A 16,542-nucleotide genomic window follows, 5' to 3' on the forward strand; every position below is an offset into this window, starting at 1 on the left:
ACCGGGCGCCACGGCCCTGGCACGGCCCTCGCAATGTCCCCGGGCATGATCTTCCGTCAGCTCTTCGACCAGGAGACGTGGACCTACACCTACCTCATCGGGGACGAGACGACGCGCGAGGCGGCGCTCGTGGATCCGGTGTTCGAGCAGGTGGAGCGGGACCTTCAGGTGGTGAAGGAGTTGGACCTGAAGCTGACGCTGGTGCTGGAGACGCACATCCACGCGGACCACGTCACCGGAGCGGGCCGGCTGCGGGAGCTGACGGGGGCGCGGGTGGCGGCGAGCGCCGCGGGAGCGCCGTGCGTGGACCGGCCGGTGAAGGAGGGCGAGGAGCTCGCACTGGGCGGCCTGCGCATCCAGGTGCTCGCGACGCCGGGCCACACGGAGGACAGCGTGAGCTTCCGGGTGGGCGCCAAGCTCTTCACGGGCGACGCGCTCCTCATCCGCGCCTGTGGCCGCACGGACTTCCAGAACGGTGACGCCGGGCAGCTCTACGACGCCATCACCCAGAAGCTCTTCACCCTGCCGGACGAGACCGAGGTGTACCCGGGCCACGACTACACGGGCCAGACGATGAGCACCATCGGCGAGGAGAAGCGCCACAACCCGCGGCTGGCCGGCAGGAGCCGCGAGTGGTTCATCGAGTTCATGAACAGCCGCAAGCTGGCCCCGCCCAAGAAGCTGGACATCGCGGTGCCCGCCAACCGTGCCTGCGGCAAGCCCGCCCAGGCGATGAGCTGAGCTTCCGGAGGAGGCACGATGAGCGCACTGTACGAGCACGGCACTCCGCACGCGGAGGGCTACCGGGACGTGGACGTGGGCGCCGTGGCCACGGGGAAGAACGAGGCACGGCTGGTGGACGTGCGCGAGCCCTCCGAGCCTCGAGGGCATTCTCGGGCACATCGCGGGCGTGGAGCCCGTGCCGCTGCGCACGGTGGAGGTGGCCTGCGGGTGCTGGCCGCGTGACGCGGCGCTGGTGATGGTGTGCCGCTCCGGAGCCCGCTCGGGCCGGGCCGCCGCGCAGCTCGTGCGCCAGGGCTTCACCCGGGTGATGAACCTGCGCGGGGGAATGCTCGCGTGGAACGAGGCGGGGCTGCCCGTCGTCCGCCCCGCGTCCGCCCCCGCGCTCCAGGTCACGGACGTGCTCGACACGCTGCTCGCGCGGATACGGGAGCTGGGCGGTGGCGTCTCCGCTTCCACGCCGAGGGGCCTGCTCCAGGCGCACGGTGGCGCTCCCACGCACGCCCAACTGCTCTGCATGCTCGAGCTGCTGCAGGCCGCCGGGCAGGTGGCGGTGAAGGACGCCGGCGCCTGGGAGCGCGTGCTGCGCGAGTGCCGGGACATGCTCGCCGTGTCGCGGCAGGAGAGCAGCGCCGCATGATGCTGCTCGGCATCGCCGCCTCGCTGCTCATCGGGGTGTCACTGGGGCTGCTGGGCGGCGGCGGCTCCATCCTCACCGTCCCCCTGCTCGTCTACGTCCTCGGTGTCGAGCCGAAGACGGCCATCGCCATGTCCCTGCTGGTGGTGGGCATCACCAGCGCCTCAGCCGTGGTGGTGCATGCGCGCGCGGGCCGGGTGCGCTGGCGCACCGCCTTCGTCTTCGGGGGAGGAGGCATGTCGGGCGCCTTCCTGGGCGCGCGCGTGGCCCGACAGGTTCCACCGGGCCTGCTGCTGCTCCTCTTCTCCGCCGTCATGATCGCCGCCGCCGTGGCCATGCTGCGGCGCAAGGAGGCCCCGGCCGTGCCCGGTGTGTCCGCCGGGGCACCGGTGCTCCTGCCCGTGCCGCGCGTGCTCGCCCAGGGCGCCGCCGTGGGGCTGCTGTCGGGACTCGTCGGCGCCGGAGGGGGCTTCCTCATCGTTCCCGCGCTCGTGCTGGTGGGCTTGTCCACCCAGGCCGCCGTGGGCACCTCGCTCGCCGTCATCTCGCTCCAGTGCTTCGCCGGGCTGCTCGGGCATCTGGGCCACGTCCAGCTTCCGTGGGGACTCACCGCCGCCGTGGTGGGCACCGCCGTCGGCGGCAGCTTCCTCGGCGGGTACTTCTCCAACCGCGTCTCGCCGGGCTCGCTGCGCAAGGGCTTCGCCGTGTTCGTGCTCGGCGTCGCCTGCGTCATGGTCGCCGCGCAGCTCCCTCCCTCGGTCCGGCAGGGGATTGCTCCGCTCCTCGCCACGCCGTGGCCCTGGCTCGGGCTCGTGGGCGTGGTGAGCGCGATCGCGCTGCCCTATGCGCTGTTGCTCCGGGGCCAGCGCGGGAACACGGCGGAGTAGCTCAGCGTGTCACCAGCGTCTTGAAGCCGCCGTAGATCATCCGCTTGCTGTCGAAGGGACTGTCCTTCCCCTCCATCATGGCGGCCAGGCGCGGGTCCTCCATCACCTTCTTGTTCACGCGATCCCGATGCGCTCGCGACTTGAAGACGATCCACGAGAACACCACCGTCTCGTCCGCCTTGAGCTTGACGCTCCGCGGGAACGACGTGAGCTTCCCTGGCTTCACGTCGTCACCGATGCACTCGATGTACTCGAGCGCTCCATACTCCTTCCAGATCTTCCCCGCCTTCTGCGCGATGCGGCGGTAGGCCTGCAGGTTCTTCTTGGGCAGCGGCAGGATGAAGCCGTCGACGTAGCTCATGTGTTTCCCCCTGTGAACGCCTCCAACCTGTTCCAGGGCGCGCCCTTGGCTCAAGTCCTTTCCACGGCGTTTTGACGGGGACTCAACCCGGGGCCCGGGCACCCTCACCCCGTCCCTCTCCCGGAGGGCGAGGGGTTCTTGGGCGCAGTGGGGTTGATTGGGTGCGGTGGCGCTCTTGGGCGCGGTGGGCTTCTGGCCTTACACGCGGAAGCTCGTAGCCACCTGCTTCAGCCGCTCCAGCGTCGCGTTCATCCGCACCACCGCCTCCTCCGCGTTCATCGTCGACTCCACCACGTCGCCCATCATCTGCGACAGCGTCGTCATCACGTTCGTCATCTGCGCGATGCCCGCGTTCTGCTGCGTCACCGAGGCCACGATCTGCTTCGCCGCCTGGCTGCTCTCCTGCACCACCGTGGTGATCTCCTTCAGCCGGTCCGCTGACGTCATCACCTGCACGATACCCGCCTCCATCTGCTGACTGTCCTGCTCCGCGATGGACACCGCCCTCCGGATCGCCTGGTTGATCTCCAGCAATATCTTTCCGATCCGCTGCGTGCTCTGCACCGACTGTCCGCTCAGCGCCCGCATCTCCCTCGCCACCACCGCGAAGCCCCGCCCCTCGTCGCCCGCCCGCGCCGCTTCGATGGAGGCATTCAGCGCCAGCACGTTCGACTGGTCCGCCAGGTCCCTCACGCTCCCGATGATTTCTCCCGCCCGCGCCGCCTGCTCCGACAGGTGCGCCACGCTGCGCATCAGCGCTTCCACCCGCTCGCGCAACTGCTGCAGCCCCTGCGCGCTGCTCTCGATGGATTGCCGCCCCGACGCACTGAACGCGTCCGCCTGCGCCGCCACCCGCAGCACCATCTCCGCCCGGCTCGCCGCCAGGTTCGACGTCTGCGCGATCTCGCTCATCGTCGAGCCCGCCTCCGACAAGCTGCGCGACTGGTGGCTCAGGAACGCCAACTGCCGCTGGCTCGCCTCGGTGAGCCGCTCCGCCGCCTGGGTCAGCTCGCCCACCACCCCCTCCAGTGTCACCGGCACCGTGCGCAGCCGCGTCACCAGCGCGTCGATTCCCCGCGCCAGCTCACCCACCTCGTCCCGCGAGTCCACGTCGATGCGCTGCGTGAGGTCTCCCTCCGTGGCGATGCGCGTGGTCACCTCCGTCAGCCGTGTGAGCGGCCCCACCACGCCCCTCACCAGCCACCACGACAGCACCCACAGCACCCCCATGCACAGCACCCCCAGGCCGAGGGTCCACGCCTGCCGCCCACGCTGCAGCACGCGCATCTCGTCGAAGGTCCGCTCCAGCCCCGCATGGGCCCACTCGCTCGTGCCGCGCAGCAACTGCCGCAGCGTCGCCGAGCGCGCCAGCGTCTGGGCGAAGGCCGCCTCCGCGTCCGGCGACTCCCGGGCCGCCAGCTCCACCGCCCTCTGCCCCTGGGCCCAGAATCCGCCGAAGGACTCGCCCAGCGTCCGGAGCCGTGAGGCCTCCATCACCGGGTTTTGCGTCCCGCGCGCCAGCTCCTCCTCGAAGGCCTTCACCTGCTCCCGCATCGCCCCCAGCCGGGCCGGGTCCCGCCGCTGCCAGGCCTCGCGCACGCCCCCCTCGAGCAACATCGCCAGCGATTCCAGGCTCCGCGCCGTGGTGAGCGCCGGCGTGTACCCGTCCACGATGCGCCGGCTCAGCCGCGCCGCGTCCTGGCCCACCACCAACGAGAGCGCCAACAGGCCCAGCAGGAAGACGGTCGCCACCAGCGGCAGGAGGAAGACCTTCCGTTTGAACGTCATCGCCCCCCCTCGACCCGGGACGTGCAACGTCTGGACATGGCTCTCCATCCTCCGCGGGCCCGCGTGGGCCCCGCACTTCCCTGCCACCAGCGGCGGGGCTCCGCCGCGAGGGCCGCAGGATATCGGATGCGCTCCCCCGGCGCGCGTCGCCCCCCTTCCGGGGGGATGTCAGCCTCCACCCGGGGTGGAGATGACCCCGCATGAACGCCTGTCAGGCGCCCCGCCTGGCGAGCAACCAGCCGGTTGGGCGGGTCCCTACACGGGCAGGTCCATGCGCCGCACACCCTCGATGGAGCGGACGAAGTCGGCGCCGAAGGCCTGGGCCGGGGTGAAGGCGCCCCGCCGCTCTCCGGCGAGCACCTCCTCCACCGCGCGCACCGTGGCGCTGGCGGTGAAGGCATAGGCCTCGGGTGTCTCCAGCACCGCCGCCGCCCGCCGCCCGTCCGGCGCGCGCGCCTCGGCCCACACCTGCGAGCGGCCCCGCTGGCGCAACGCCTCGTCCGGCCCCCGCACGCGCGCCTCCACCAGCTTCGCCAGCCCCTCGCGCACCGCCCCCACCGTCATCACCCGCTGGAGCACGGGGAAGGTGAAGCGCAGCGTCCGCGCCACGGCCGCCGGTTGGGCCAGGTAGGTGGTGATGTTGGGAATGCCCGTGGAGTGCCAGGCCGTCACCAGGTCTCCCCAGGGAATGGGAAGCACGGTGCGCTCCTTGTCGGAGAAGCGCACCCGGCGCACGCCCTGCCCCATGGGCCACGGTTGCAGGTGGCCGCCCCGGCGCACGAAGCACCCGGAGGGCAGGCCCTCCAGCATGGACCTGGTGGTACCGGCGCTCGGCTGGGCGGCGGCGGCGATGGCCAGCTCCAGCTCGTGCGCGCCGGGCACCTTGTCCGCCACGTAGCGGGCCAGACAGTCGGTGGGCACCACGTCGAAGCCCACCCCGGACATCAGCACCACGCCCCGGCGCTTCGCCTCGGCGTCGTGGCGGAAGGTGTTCTCGAAAACGGGAATCTCTCCGGTGATGTCCAGGTAGTGGGCACCGGCGGCGAGACAGGCCTGCACCATGGGCTCGCTGGTGTGCACGAAGGGGCCGGCGGCGTGCACCACCAGGGGCAGGCCCTCCAGGGCGGACATCAGGCCGCGCACGTCGTCGAGGCCCACCGCCACCGAGTCCAGCCCCAGCCGCGAGGCCAGCGGGGCGAGCTTCTCGCGCGAGCGGCCGGCCAGCACCGGCTTGTGTCCGCGGCGCACCGCCTCCTCGGCGATGAGGACACCGGTGTAGCCGGTGGCGCCGTACAGCAACCAACGGGGAGTCGTGTTCGTCGAAGGCTTCACGTGCGCACCATATGCCGGGCAGTGAGAAGTCGCGTACGGTTCCCCGCGCATCGTGCCGCCGGGTCGGCTAGGACTGGGGAGTATATGGCTGAGACGAAACCTCCCTCCCGCAAGAAGAAGGACACCCTGGAGGTGCGCGTGCGGCGCATCCACCGGAGGGACCTGAACCGGGCCTGGGAATTCCTCAAGCTCGTCTTCCGGGATGTCAACCGGGAGACGGTGGAGTACCAGCGGCCCCGCTCCAAGCGGCGCTTCCTCGAGGTGTACTCCTCGGAGTGGATAGAGCAGCTCGTCTACGAGGTGAACGGGGACATCGTCGGCTACTCCGAGTGCGCCTTCGAGGCCACGGGCGACGACAACTGGGTCAACCCGCGCTGGTTCGAGAAGCGGGGCATGCGGCCCCTCTTCGTCGAGGAGCTCGCGGTGCACCCGGACTACCAGGGCCGGGGCGTGGGCAGCTTCATCATGGAGCAGCTCCAGCACCTGGCGCGCACGCGGGGCTGCACCCACCTGGTGCTCGAGGTGGCAGAGAACAACGAGTCCGCGCTCTCGTGGTACCGCACCCGCAACTTCTACAAGCTGGACGCCGCCATCTTCCTCGCCCAGAAGGTGCCCGGAGAGCCGGATCTGCTGCCCCCGCGCCGCATCAAGCCCCGCCTCTCGCGGGCCGAGGGCACGCCCACCACGGGCCTCATGCCCGAGGAGGTCAGCGGACCGGCGCTCGCGGGCAAGAGGTCCCGGGCCCGGCGCCCGGCCGCGGGAGGCGCCCGGAAGAAGGCGGCCAGCACGCCCGCGCCGGACACCTCGGAGACGGAGTAGCCCCGCTCCGGAGTCCTCAGAAGGCCCAGCCCACGCCGATCGTCATGCGCGGAGCCACGGACCAGTGGCGGGAATCGCTCAGGCCGCCCAGGCCCCCCAGGACCTGCTGGCTCTCCACCTCCGCCGCCGACACCCCGCCCAGCACCGCCGGCGTGCCGAAGGTCGTGTTGCGGCTGGAGTTCGCCGTCAGTCCCGCGCTCACCTGGAGGGTGAATCCCGGAGCCAGGATGGCGGTGTAGCCCAGGCGCACACTGCCCCCGTACTGCACCGTCCGCGCGCGCGACTCCACCGTCACCAACGGGCCCTCGTCCGGGGAGGGGCCCTGGAGGTAGTCGCTCCGGTAGGCCCAATGGTACGTGGACAGCTCCAGGTGAGGCCCCACCCAGAGCCCCTCGGGGGCTCGGCCGCTCAGGTAGAAGTGCACGCCCGGCTCCACCCCCACGCCCCACGACTGGGCGATGGTGCCCGAGCCTCCGGCGAAGTAGGACTCGCTGCCCTGGAGCGCCCCCGACAGATGCACCGAGCCCACCAGCGCCACGTGCGAGCCCACCGCGTGCTCCACCCCGACGCCGAGCTGGCCCACCATCCCCAACACACTCGTGGCCGGCGTCCCCGGCATCGCCATCACCAGCGTGCGCCGCGCCTCCTGGGCCTCCTCCAGCGCCTCCGTCTCCTGGGCGCTGCCCGTCATCGGCACCAGTCCCAGCCCCACTCCGGCGGCACACGCCGCCCAACGCATCGCCCCACGCAGTCCTGTCCGCATCGCATTCGCTCCCGTTCGCCGTCCGGCCCACGGCACGGTGCGGACAGTAGCAGCGCGCGTGCCACGGGCCTCTCCCAGAGGGAAGCTCCGCGGCGCGGACCCCGCGCGGGGACAGATTGGCCCGCGTCCTCCCCGGGCGCGCGAGACAATCTGTCCTCGGGCGCGTCAGTGAGCGCTCAGGTGCGGGCCGGCCTCGGCGCGGGCCTGGCCGGCGAGGTAGGCGTCCTCGGCCCGCACCAGGAGCTCGCGGATGGCGGAGGCCGAGCGCGCCTCCACCAGGGCCTGCCGCAACCGGGTGTCCCGCATCAGCGCCGCGATGCGCGCCAGCACGCTCAGGTGCGTGCCCGGGGCATGCGCCGGTGACGCGAGCGTCACGAAGAGCCGCACCGGCCTCCCATCCCGCGCCCCGAAGTCCACGCCCTCGCGGTCCACGGCGACACAGGCGGTCATCTTCCGCAGCCGCTCGAAGCGGCAGTGGGGAATGGCCACCCCCTCGCCAATGGCGGTACTGGAGATGCGCTCCCGGGCCACGAGCTGCTCCTCGAGCTGCTGCCGAGGCGTCCGCGTGCTCGCCGCGAGCATGCCGGCCAGCTCGTGCAACACGCCACCCCTGTCACGGGCCGTCAGGTCCGGACAGATGCAGTCCTCCGACAGATAATCGGTGAAGCGCATCCCACACCTCCCAGGAGCGCGCCCCGGCGGGCCCTCACGAGTGGACTCGTGCGGCGCCACGGCGGCCGGGCGCTCTTTCTCACATGCTCGGAATGGTGGGACGCATCGGCAAGCCCCACCGTTCCTCGCCAACGCCCGCCCTCGCGTCCGCTGTCCGCTGGCATACCCGCACGGCCCCGAAGCAAGCAGAGGCCCAGGCGTTCCGCGAGCCGTTGGTGCTCCTACGTTCCGGGCGCTGGATCCCACCCGTAGAAGCGCTTGAGCTCCTCGTAGAGCTCCGGCGTCTTCTCGCGCATCTGCCGCGGCTTCTCGAAGAAGGACTCGGTGGCCACGGCGAAGAACTCGGCCTCGTTGAGGCCGCCGTAGTCGTCGAGCACCTGACGCTCGGAGCGCTGGCCCTGGCGCAGCTTGTGGAAGTGCTCGCCCATCACCGAGGCCCACGCCCGGTAGTGCGAGTACTGGCGCAACTGGGGTGTGCCGTCGAAGGCGCCGTCCTCCCGGTCCAGCACGTGGGCGAACTCGTGCGTGGCCGTGGCGTGCCCGTCATGGGGATTCGCGAGTCCCGCCAGCACCGACTGCCACGAGAGGATGACGGTGCCCCAGTTCTTCGCCTCGCCGAGCACCACGCCCGTGCGGTCCGGAATCCGGAAGGCGTCCGGGTAGACGATGACCTCGCGCAGCCGATCGTAATAGGAGAGGTCCAGGTGCACCACCAGGCGCACCGCCGTGGCGGACACCACCACGCGCACCTCGTCGGTGATGGAGAAGCCGCCGGCCGCGATGAACTCCTTCTCCCAGGCGAAGAGCTTGAGCTGCTCCAGGAAGCGCTGGCGCGCCTCGGGAGGGAGCTCGCGGAAGAAGGGGACGCGCCGCTCCAGGTAGCCGAGCCACTCGGGAGGGAATGGACGGCGCCGCAGGCGGCGGCGCCGGAGGGTGCGGAAGAGGGACATGGGCACCCAGGGTAGACCAGAGTGCCCCGGCGAGGCTCAGCCCTTGTCACCGCCGGAGACAGCCCCCGTGCGTCCCGGCCTCAGCGCACCAGGGCGAGCCGGCGCACCGACACCGGAGGCCCGGGCTCGGGCCGCTCGAGCACCTCGCCGAGCGCCTCCACCACCCGGGCGAAGAGCTGATGATCCTGGCAGCGCAGCACCTGGCGCTCGCCGTCGGCGGTGCGAACCGTGAGCCAGTAGGTATCCGCCGCCACCACCAGCCGGACGATGGAGGCGAAGACGAGCACCATGGCCACCACCAGCGCGGCGGTGACGCGGAACGAGCCCGGCTGCAGCATCAGCGAGGGCACCACCAGCGCCGCCGCCGCGCCCACCAGCAGCGGAAGCTTGAGACCGGGAGCCTCGTGCCGCGTGCCGAAGCCGCGCAGCTCCTCCAGCCGCCACGAGCCGCCCATGGCCTCCAGACGCTCGTTGGTGAGCCGGAAGCCCTCGGCCGCCACCAGCACCCGCTCACCCGAGGGGGTGAGGGGGTCCGGAGGGCTCGAGGGAACCAATCTCAACACGGACTTCGGGTACCGCGGCCCCAGCCAGGACTCACGCTCCATCATCGTGCCTCCCGCGTTCACCACTCAACCCCGGAACGTCCGCCAGGCGCTCCGGACCGCGCGGACGTGGAGGCACTCCCACCACGTTGCGCAACAGTTCCTTCAGGGACTCCAGCGGCGTGCCCAGCGCGTAGCAGCCGCGCGCGCCGAGACTCACCGCCAGCCGCCGCAACCGCTCGTCCTCGAAGGGCAGCAGCGCGAAGACAGGCGCGGAGCCCGCCTCATTCCCGGCCACCCGCAGCACGCGCGACATGCTGTCCTCCCGCTGCACCAGCGCGAGCACCACATCCGGCCGCTCCGCCCCGCCGCCGGGACGCAGGGCGATGCCCATGTCGCCCAGCACATCGCTCAACAGCGAGCGCAGCGACTCGTCCGCGTCCGGCGCGAGGATGACGCAGCACGGCAAGGGGTGACGCATGGCGGCTCCTCCCCCTCTGGCATCAGCAAGTCACATGCCTGTAGCCGCTCCCTCGGGAGCGCCCCGGCGCTCCGAGGCGCAACGTGGCACCGTGCAAGAGTCCCCTGGCGGATTGCCAGGACTCTGGCCCCGGGACGGCTCAGCGGATGATCTGCTCCTGCGAGGCCGTGGTCAGGCTCCCGCCGGACACCGCCACCGTCGCCGCGCCGGGCTGCGAGGACTTGAAATAGAAGACCGCCTCCGCCTCGGGCTTCGAGAGGTCCACGCCCGTGATGGCACTGCTGGTGCAGCCCGGGTCCGTGTGGAAGGTGACACCGGGAGCCGCCGCGCCCGAGGCCGCCAGGGTGAACGTCCCTTCCGAGGGCACGAGGTTGCCGTCCTTGTCCTGGCTCTGCACGGTCACCTTGCCGGAGCAGGTGCCGGTCGGGACGTCGTACGCGGACGTGAGGAACGTCAGTTTCGACGCCGGATGGAAGGTGTACACGGCCACGGCGAAGGTGCGGTCGGGCGCCGTGACCGGATCGTAACCCGCCCCGGAGATCTGGTTCGAGGTGATGACACTCCCCGTCGCGTAGTAGTCCACGATGGCGCCTTGATAGCTGGGATGGCTCACCCCGCCGTTCTGGAGCACGTTGTTGGCGATTCGCGCGCGCGCCGACGGGGCCGGCGGGTCCCCCGCGTCCTGGAAGAGGTAGATGCCGATGTCGTTGTCGGTGAGGGTGTTGCCCTCGACGACGAGCCCGGACACCAGGGGCTGGCCGGGATCCACCTTGACCAGGACTCCCGAGCCCGACGCGGCACTGGCGCCGGTATAGGCGTTCCCGGAGACCCTGTTGCCCGTCACCCGCGCCTTCGCCCCGTCACGGACCAGGATGCCATTGCGCGCGACGGAGCTGACGGGCCCGCCTCCCTCCACCGTGTTGTCCGCGATGGTCACCTCCACGGCGCCCGTGGCGATGATGCCCGTCTTCAGATAGGCCGAGACACGGTTGCGCAGCACGTCCACCCGGAAGGGGCCGCGGCTCGCGTCGTCGTTGCTCACCTCGATGCCGATGCCGTCCTGACAGCCGCTCTCGGTGCCCTTGAGGAGGCCGTTCACCTCACTGTCCACGACTTCTCCCGAGGCACCTTCGAGCAGGATGCCCCGGAGCCCCTGCGCGCCGAGGAAACACAGGTCCCTCAATCCGCTGGCGGTGACGGTCACGCCACGCACGCGCGCCATGGCGCCCCGGTTGCGGATGACCGCCCCCTTGAAGGCCTCGCCCGGAGGATCCACCACCGTGACGGTGTGGCCCGCACCATCGAAGGTGTAGCCGTCCGGAATGAGCAGCGTGGTGTCCGTGGTGCAGTCGGCCGCCAGCGCGAGGCGCCTGTCCTCGAGGGAGAACAGACACGGAGGCCGCGTGCAGGTGGGACCCGTCCAGGTGACGGGGAAGGAGTGGGAGGTGCTGAGCCCCGCGGCACCGGTGACCGTCACCGTCACCGTGGGCGTCGCGCCCGCGGGCAGACACGAGGGAGACGTCCAGAGGGCCTCGGTGCCTCCGGTGCCACCCACCAGGGTGCCCACGGTGCCCGCGGTCGTGGTCCACGCGTAGGACAGCTCCCCACGGGAGACCGTGGCGGAGACCCCCAGGCGCAGCACCTCTCCGGGCCCCACGGACACAGAAGACGTGGACACCTCCTGGATGGCGGGAGGCGTCGCGGGCGGGTCATACGTGACGAGGGGCGCGCTCATCTCGTCGCAGCCCGTTCCCCCGAGCGCCAATCCCACGACGAGCAGCGACAGGTGCTTCACATCCACTCGGCTCATGCTCACCCAGCTCCCATACCAGACCCGGAGTGGGCGCCACGATACCGGGGGGCCGCACCCGGGGCTCCGCCTCAGCCCGGACGAGTGACCAGCTCTGAACGCCCGATGGGGCGGAGAGTCCGCCTGACAGGACTGACTCCAACTGGCTTAGATGGGGGGCCATGGACACTCCCTCCCGGGGCCGGTGGCTCGCCTTCCCGCGCATCCTCTGGCTCTCGCTGCTGGCCGCGCTGGTGCTCACCCTGCCCACGGCGTGGCTCGGCTTCATGAGCGACGACTTCATCCACCTGCTCATCCTCGAGGGCTTTCCCGCTCCGGGGACGCCCTGGGACCTCTTCCGCTTCGCGGGCGGAGACCCCGCGGAGACCCAGCGGCTGATGGACGAGGGACCCTATCCCTGGTGGACGCTGCCCGAGCTGAAGCTGACCTTCTGGCGGCCCCTGTCGAGCGCGCTCGCGGTGATGGACCACACGCTCTTCGGCCGCAACGCCGTGGGCTATCACCTCCACTCGCTGGCCTGGTACCTGGGGACGGTGGCGCTCTTCGGCACCCTGCTGCGGCGCCTGCTGCCGGGGGCCATCGGGGCGCTCGCGCTGTTCCTCTTCGCCATCAACGGCGCGCACTTCATGGTCGCGGGGTGGATCGCCAACCGCAACGCGCTGGTGGCCGCCGTGCCCGCGCTGTTCGGCCTGTGGATGCACCTGGAGTGGCGCGAGTCCCGCCGGCCCTGGGCCCTCCCCCTGTCGCTGGCCGGGCTCGCCGTGGGCCTGATGGGAGGAGAGAGCGCGCTGGGCCTCTTCGCGTACGTGCTGGCCTATGAGCTGCTCGGAGACAAGGGCGGCGTGAAGGAGCGGCTGCGGGCCATCGCCCCGGCGGCGCTGCTCGGGCTCGTCTACCTGGTGGTGTACAAGCTGAACGGCTACGGCGCCCATGGCTCCGGCTCCTACATGGACCCGGTGGGCGAGCCCGGGCGCTTCCTGGTGGGAGCGCTGGCGCGGGTGCCCGTGCTGCTCGGTGGGGTGCTGCTGCAGGTGCCCGCGGACCTCTGGGTGGCGGGCGAGCAGCTCCGTCCCGCGCTGGTGGGCCTGGGGCTCCTCGGGCTCGCGGGGGTGGGGCTGCTGGTGCGCGCCGCGTGGCCTTCCCTCTCCGACGAGGAGCGCCGGCACTGCCGTTGGCTCTTCCTCGGCGCGGCGCTGTCGCTGCTGCCGGTGGCCGCCACCTTCCCCTCCAACCGGCTGCTGCTCCTGCCGGGCCTGGGCGGCTCGGTGGCCGTGGCGCTGGTGCTCGTGTCCGCGTGGCGCTCGCGGGCGCGCGGCTGGCGGCCCCGGGGCGTGACGGCCGCGGCCGCCGTGCTCGCGCTCCTGCACCTGGTGCTGGCGCCGCTGCTCTGGCCGCTGATGACCACCGCCTTCCAGCAGGGCTTCGCCCAGACGGAGCCGAGCTTCCTCCTCCTGGAGCGCGAGCTGGACTACCAGCGGCTCCCCCAGCAGCGCCTGGTCGTCTTCCCCACGCCGGTGCCGATGATCTCCATGTACATCCCGATGATCATGGCCACCCGCGGCATGCCGAAGCCGCTCGCCTGGTGGCCCATGTCCCTGTCCCCGGAGCCGCACGAGCTCACCCGCACGGGGCCGGACTCCCTCGAGCTCGCGCTCACCCGGAACGAGTTCCTCACCAGCGAGTTCGAGAGCGTGTTCCGCGGCCCGCGCCACCCGCTGCGCCAGGGCGCCCAGGTGAAGCTCCAGGGCATGACGGTGACGGTGCTGGAGGACAACGGCGAGGGTCCCACGCGGCTCGGCTTCACCTTCGACAAGCCGCTCGAGGACCCGTCCTTCGTGTTCCTGCGCTGGAAGGACGACGCGCTGCGCCCCTTCACCCCGCCGCCGGTGGGCGAGCGCGTCGCACTCTGAACGTCCCGGACAGGGGCTCCCCCGCCCGGCCGCTCCTGGCCTCCCTCGGAATGGCTCGTGCCGAGTGGAGGGTTTTCACCAGTCCGGCCTTTTTCGCCGGCCAGCAAGGAACGGCCATGCGCGCCCAACTGAATCGACACATCGAACAGGCGGCCGAGTGGATCGCGGCCAGCCGGCACCTGGTGGCCTTCACCGGTGCCGGCATCAGCACCGACTCGGGGCTGCCCGACTTCCGCGGCCCCGACGGCGTGTGGACCCGCCGCGATGCCGGCCTGCCTCCGCCCAAGTGGGGCAAGCCCGCCTCTCAAATCCGCCCCAACGTCGCGCACCACTCGCTCGTCGAGCTGGAGCGCCTGGGCAAGCTGCGCTTCCTCATCTCGCAGAACGTGGACAACCTCCACCTGGAGTCCGGCTTCCCGCTGGAGAAGCTCGCGGAGCTGCACGGCAACGGCAAGCAGATGCGCTGCCTGGCCTGCGACGGCCGCTACACCCTCGAGCAGGTGGGCTGGGACCGGCGCGTGTGGGGCGAGGGCTACCGCACGCAGCGCCCGCTGAAGGGACAGCCCCGCTGCCCGCAGTGCACGGGCCGCATCATCTCCTCGGTGGTGAACTTCGGAGACCCGCTGCCCGGCAAGGAGATAGAGGAGTCCTTCGTGCACTCCGAGCGGAGCGACGTGTTCTTCGCCATCGGCTCGTCACTGGTGGTATCGCCCGCGAACGAGATGCCGCGCGTCGCGCTGGAGTCGGGTGCCCGGCTCATCCTCCTCAACCGGGGCGAGACGCCCTTCGACGGGCTGGCCCAGCTCCGCATCGAAGCGGGCATCGGCGAGGTGCTGCCCCCGGTCGTCGAGCGGGTGAAGCAGTTGCTCGGCGCCGGAGCGCACACGCCCGGGTCCGGCGCCCACTGAGGGGCCGGGCCGCGTTCAGCTCCTGCCCGAGGGGCCGTCCTCTCCCCCGAAGAGCGCATCGGCATCCTCGCCGAAGAGCTCCTTCATCATCGCCTGCTGCTCCTCGAGGTACTGGGGCGAGTGGGTGTCCACCTGGAAGAGGAAGACGGACTCCCGGCCGCAGTCGTCACAGGCCACCTCCAGCCGGTCGAGCTTCAAGTGCTCGGGAAGGGCCGGGCTGGAGCCCACGGACTGCTGCACCAGGGACCACCCGCCGCCACACTCGCACGGGTTGTCCCGCAGCCACGCGTACTCCTCCGACACCGCCGCCACGGGAATGTGCCCCGGGTCTCCCCGGAGCATGGGCCCGGAGGCCCCCTTCACACCCGGCTCATCCATCCCGAACAGCCGCGAGAGAAACCCCATGGGCGGCTCCACCTTCTTGGACCACGAGAAGGGTCCGAGGCTATCCGATGGGGCCGACACGGGGCATTGCACCCGGGGCCCGAGCCGGTCTTCCGGCCGCGCGGCGTGCCGACTGGTCCAACAATCGGACCAGTTGCTCCCCCTCGCGGCCGGAACCTCCTGCCCTAGCGGCAGATGCCCCACAGCAACTGGATGCCGTTGCGGGTGAGGACCGCCATGTCCCGGACGTTGTCCGAGTCGAAGTCCGACACGAGCAGCCCCTGGAGGCCCACGTCCTCGGGCCAGGCGGTGAGCGGCACCTGCGGCGCGAAGGTGCCACCCGACTGGCCCAGCAGCAGACCGACCTGGTTGCCCGTGGCGCTCGTCACCAGCAGGTCCGGCAGGGTGTCCCGGTTGATGTCCGCCAGTACCAGCCGCGACGGCGCCTTCACCACGGGATAGGCCACCGGCTCATGGAAGCGGCCATTGTTCTGGCCACGCAGCATGAGCACCTGGTTGCGGTTGGCGTCGGCCACCAGCAGGTCCGTCGCCGTGTCGGTGTCGAGCTTCGCCGCCACGAGGCCCCGCGGCGTGCCGCCCGTGGACGTGAGGAGCTGCTCCTGGAACGTGCCATCGGCCTTGCCCAGCAGCACGCCCACCGACTGGCACGGGGTGCTCGACGACATACCGCAGGCCGTCTCATGGGTGAGGGCGAGGTCCAACCTGCCATCCCCGTTGAAGTCCTCGGCCACCAGCGCGTGGGCCCCCGGAGAAGCGGCGTAGTTGGCCTCCGCCTGCAGGGTGCCGTCGCTCTTCACCGGGAACACGGAGAGCACCTGCTCGCTCCCGCGCAGGAGGGCCACGCTCCGGGTGGTTCCATTGAAGCGGCCCACCACCAGGTCATTGAGGTTCAGGCCCAGGCCTCCCACGGTGACCGGCGCCAGGAAGTCCCCGTTGCCCTTGCCCCGGTACACGCCGACGGAGGAGTCCCCGCTGTTGGCCACGAGCAGGTCCAGCGACCCGTCCCCGTTGAGGTCCTCGAGCGCCAGGGCCGTGGGGTCCTTGCCGGCCGTCCACAGGTTGGGCTTCTGGAAGACGCCATTGCCGCGGTTGAGCAGGACGGCCACCGACGCGCCGTCGTTGTTCGCCGTGAGGAGATCATCGTCACCATCCTCGTCGACGTCGCCGAGCGCGATGTCCCTGGGATCTCCGGCGAAGGACAGCGTCACCGGGGCCAGGAAGCCGCAGTTGCCCGCGCAGATGACGCCGCCATCCGGACAGGCGCCCGCGCAGGAGGCACCGCTGGCGCACGAGGGCTTCGCCGGGAAGTTGCTGCCATCACCGCGAATCACGAGCACCCCTCCATCCGAGGTGCCTCCGTCCCCGCCCCCATTGGGACCGCCACTCGGGGGAAGGGGCCCGCCTCCTCCGCCACCGGGGGGCGGCCGGTCCGGCTCACAACCCGTGGACAGCACGAGCACCGCGCTCAGCGCGCAGACGAGGAGGGAAAGGAAGGAAGCGCGTGGGGTGGACACGAGGTGTGAACCTCCAAAGGAA

General features: G+C 71.3%; 18 protein-coding genes. 7 read left to right on the plus strand and 11 right to left on the minus strand.

What is annotated here, in order from left to right:
• Window positions 1–45 precede the first annotated feature (45 nt).
• From ACN28I_RS28450 to ACN28I_RS28465, 4 genes are read left to right on the plus strand one after another with little or no spacing between them, the layout of a single operon-like run.
• The gene (locus ACN28I_RS28450; RefSeq protein WP_420948733.1) at window positions 46–741 is read left to right on the plus strand and encodes an MBL fold metallo-hydrolase; all 696 of its coding nucleotides are present in this window, start codon (window positions 46–48) and stop codon (window positions 739–741) included.
• 18 nt (window positions 742–759) lie between these two features.
• Window positions 760–966 (plus strand): hypothetical protein, encoded by a 207-nt coding sequence (locus tag ACN28I_RS28455; protein ID WP_420945063.1) that lies wholly within the window; start codon window positions 760–762, stop codon window positions 964–966.
• On the plus strand, window positions 920–1,381 hold the full coding sequence (locus ACN28I_RS28460) for a rhodanese-like domain-containing protein (RefSeq protein WP_420945064.1): 462 nt from the start codon (window positions 920–922) through the stop codon (window positions 1,379–1,381). The genes ACN28I_RS28455 and ACN28I_RS28460 overlap by 47 nt, the downstream gene beginning before the upstream one ends.
• Window positions 1,378–2,265, plus strand: a complete 888-nt coding sequence (locus tag ACN28I_RS28465) for a sulfite exporter TauE/SafE family protein (RefSeq protein WP_420945065.1) — start codon at window positions 1,378–1,380, stop codon at window positions 2,263–2,265. Before ACN28I_RS28460 ends, ACN28I_RS28465 begins: the two co-directional genes overlap by 4 nt.
• A 1-nt stretch (window position 2,266) precedes the next feature.
• Here the strand turns inward: ACN28I_RS28465 and ACN28I_RS28470 are convergent, their stop codons facing one another.
• The 3 genes from ACN28I_RS28470 to ACN28I_RS28480 all read right to left on the minus strand — a co-directional run bounded on the left by ACN28I_RS28470 (window position 2,267) and on the right by ACN28I_RS28480 (window position 5,746).
• The gene (locus ACN28I_RS28470; protein ID WP_420945066.1) at window positions 2,267–2,626 is read right to left on the minus strand and encodes a DUF1428 domain-containing protein; all 360 of its coding nucleotides are present in this window, start codon (window positions 2,624–2,626) and stop codon (window positions 2,267–2,269) included.
• Window positions 2,627–2,824: 198 nt separating this feature from the next.
• A complete protein-coding gene (locus ACN28I_RS28475) occupies window positions 2,825–4,414 on the minus strand; it encodes a methyl-accepting chemotaxis protein (RefSeq protein ID WP_420945067.1) in 1,590 nt (529 codons plus the stop codon).
• A 255-nt stretch (window positions 4,415–4,669) separates the two neighbouring features.
• Window positions 4,670–5,746: a saccharopine dehydrogenase family protein gene (locus tag ACN28I_RS28480; protein ID WP_420945068.1), complete on the minus strand. Its 1,077-nt coding sequence runs from the start codon at window positions 5,744–5,746 to the stop codon at window positions 4,670–4,672.
• An 84-nt stretch (window positions 5,747–5,830) separates the two neighbouring features.
• On the opposite strand from ACN28I_RS28480, the gene ACN28I_RS28485 reads away from it, so the two are divergent.
• The gene (locus ACN28I_RS28485; protein WP_420945069.1) at window positions 5,831–6,565 is read left to right on the plus strand and encodes a GNAT family N-acetyltransferase; all 735 of its coding nucleotides are present in this window, start codon (window positions 5,831–5,833) and stop codon (window positions 6,563–6,565) included.
• 16 nt (window positions 6,566–6,581) lie between these two features.
• Here the strand turns inward: ACN28I_RS28485 and ACN28I_RS28490 are convergent, their stop codons facing one another.
• From ACN28I_RS28490 to ACN28I_RS28515, 6 genes are all read right to left on the minus strand, one after another.
• On the minus strand, window positions 6,582–7,328 hold the full coding sequence (locus ACN28I_RS28490; protein ID WP_420945070.1) for a hypothetical protein: 747 nt from the start codon (window positions 7,326–7,328) through the stop codon (window positions 6,582–6,584).
• A gap of 165 nt (window positions 7,329–7,493) precedes the next feature.
• Window positions 7,494–8,000, minus strand: coding sequence for a PTS sugar transporter subunit IIA (locus ACN28I_RS28495; RefSeq protein WP_420945071.1), 507 nt, complete (start codon window positions 7,998–8,000; stop codon window positions 7,494–7,496).
• Window positions 8,001–8,221: 221 nt separating this feature from the next.
• The gene (locus ACN28I_RS28500; RefSeq protein ID WP_420945072.1) at window positions 8,222–8,950 is read right to left on the minus strand and encodes a M90 family metallopeptidase; all 729 of its coding nucleotides are present in this window, start codon (window positions 8,948–8,950) and stop codon (window positions 8,222–8,224) included.
• A gap of 80 nt (window positions 8,951–9,030) precedes the next feature.
• Window positions 9,031–9,558: a DUF6232 family protein gene (locus ACN28I_RS28505; protein ID WP_420945073.1), complete on the minus strand. Its 528-nt coding sequence runs from the start codon at window positions 9,556–9,558 to the stop codon at window positions 9,031–9,033.
• On the minus strand, window positions 9,545–9,973 hold the full coding sequence (locus tag ACN28I_RS28510; protein ID WP_420945074.1) for a DNA-binding response regulator: 429 nt from the start codon (window positions 9,971–9,973) through the stop codon (window positions 9,545–9,547). The genes ACN28I_RS28505 and ACN28I_RS28510 overlap by 14 nt, the downstream gene beginning before the upstream one ends.
• Window positions 9,974–10,112: 139 nt before the next feature.
• The gene (locus ACN28I_RS28515; protein ID WP_420945075.1) at window positions 10,113–11,783 is read right to left on the minus strand and encodes a right-handed parallel beta-helix repeat-containing protein; all 1,671 of its coding nucleotides are present in this window, start codon (window positions 11,781–11,783) and stop codon (window positions 10,113–10,115) included.
• Between the two features lie 161 nt (window positions 11,784–11,944).
• Here ACN28I_RS28515 and ACN28I_RS28520 point away from each other — a divergent pair, with 161 nt between their 5' ends.
• The gene (locus ACN28I_RS28520; protein ID WP_420945076.1) at window positions 11,945–13,693 is read left to right on the plus strand and encodes a hypothetical protein; all 1,749 of its coding nucleotides are present in this window, start codon (window positions 11,945–11,947) and stop codon (window positions 13,691–13,693) included.
• Window positions 13,694–13,809: 116 nt separating this feature from the next.
• The gene (locus tag ACN28I_RS28525) at window positions 13,810–14,601 is read left to right on the plus strand and encodes an SIR2 family NAD-dependent protein deacylase (protein WP_420945077.1); all 792 of its coding nucleotides are present in this window, start codon (window positions 13,810–13,812) and stop codon (window positions 14,599–14,601) included.
• Window positions 14,602–14,616: 15 nt separating this feature from the next.
• Here ACN28I_RS28525 and ACN28I_RS28530 read toward each other — a convergent pair whose 3' ends face one another.
• A complete protein-coding gene (locus ACN28I_RS28530) occupies window positions 14,617–15,006 on the minus strand; it encodes a hypothetical protein (RefSeq protein ID WP_420945078.1) in 390 nt (129 codons plus the stop codon).
• Window positions 15,007–15,170: 164 nt separating this feature from the next.
• Window positions 15,171–16,520 carry an FG-GAP repeat domain-containing protein gene (locus ACN28I_RS28535; protein ID WP_420945079.1) on the minus strand — a complete coding sequence of 450 codons (1,350 nt, stop codon included), beginning with the start codon at window positions 16,518–16,520 and terminating at the stop codon, window positions 15,171–15,173.
• Window positions 16,521–16,542: the final 22 nt, after the last annotated feature.

This window comes from Archangium gephyra (genome assembly GCF_049060025.1).
In the GTDB taxonomy this organism is placed as follows: Bacteria; Myxococcota; Myxococcia; order Myxococcales; family Myxococcaceae; genus Archangium; species Archangium gephyra_A.

What these genes read in the sequence shown, in the direction of transcription:
- ACN28I_RS28450 (WP_420948733.1), top strand. Translation starts at nt 46, where the DNA reads ATGATCTTCCGTCAGCTCTTCGACCAGGAGACGTGGACCTACACCTAC.
- ACN28I_RS28455 (WP_420945063.1), top strand. Translation starts at nt 760, where the DNA reads ATGAGCGCACTGTACGAGCACGGCACTCCGCACGCGGAGGGCTACCGG.
- ACN28I_RS28465 (WP_420945065.1), top strand. Translation starts at nt 1,378, where the DNA reads ATGATGCTGCTCGGCATCGCCGCCTCGCTGCTCATCGGGGTGTCACTG.
- ACN28I_RS28470 (WP_420945066.1), bottom strand. Translation starts at nt 2,626, where the DNA reads ATGAGCTACGTCGACGGCTTCATCCTGCCGCTGCCCAAGAAGAACCTG.
- ACN28I_RS28475 (WP_420945067.1), bottom strand. Translation starts at nt 4,414, where the DNA reads ATGACGTTCAAACGGAAGGTCTTCCTCCTGCCGCTGGTGGCGACCGTC.
- ACN28I_RS28485 (WP_420945069.1), top strand. Translation starts at nt 5,831, where the DNA reads ATGGCTGAGACGAAACCTCCCTCCCGCAAGAAGAAGGACACCCTGGAG.
- ACN28I_RS28490 (WP_420945070.1), bottom strand. Translation starts at nt 7,328, where the DNA reads ATGCGGACAGGACTGCGTGGGGCGATGCGTTGGGCGGCGTGTGCCGCC.
- ACN28I_RS28495 (WP_420945071.1), bottom strand. Translation starts at nt 8,000, where the DNA reads ATGCGCTTCACCGATTATCTGTCGGAGGACTGCATCTGTCCGGACCTG.
- ACN28I_RS28500 (WP_420945072.1), bottom strand. Translation starts at nt 8,950, where the DNA reads ATGTCCCTCTTCCGCACCCTCCGGCGCCGCCGCCTGCGGCGCCGTCCA.
- ACN28I_RS28505 (WP_420945073.1), bottom strand. Translation starts at nt 9,558, where the DNA reads ATGATGGAGCGTGAGTCCTGGCTGGGGCCGCGGTACCCGAAGTCCGTG.
- ACN28I_RS28510 (WP_420945074.1), bottom strand. Translation starts at nt 9,973, where the DNA reads ATGCGTCACCCCTTGCCGTGCTGCGTCATCCTCGCGCCGGACGCGGAC.
- ACN28I_RS28515 (WP_420945075.1), bottom strand. Translation starts at nt 11,783, where the DNA reads ATGAGCCGAGTGGATGTGAAGCACCTGTCGCTGCTCGTCGTGGGATTG.
- ACN28I_RS28520 (WP_420945076.1), top strand. Translation starts at nt 11,945, where the DNA reads ATGGACACTCCCTCCCGGGGCCGGTGGCTCGCCTTCCCGCGCATCCTC.
- ACN28I_RS28525 (WP_420945077.1), top strand. Translation starts at nt 13,810, where the DNA reads ATGCGCGCCCAACTGAATCGACACATCGAACAGGCGGCCGAGTGGATC.
- ACN28I_RS28530 (WP_420945078.1), bottom strand. Translation starts at nt 15,006, where the DNA reads ATGGGGTTTCTCTCGCGGCTGTTCGGGATGGATGAGCCGGGTGTGAAG.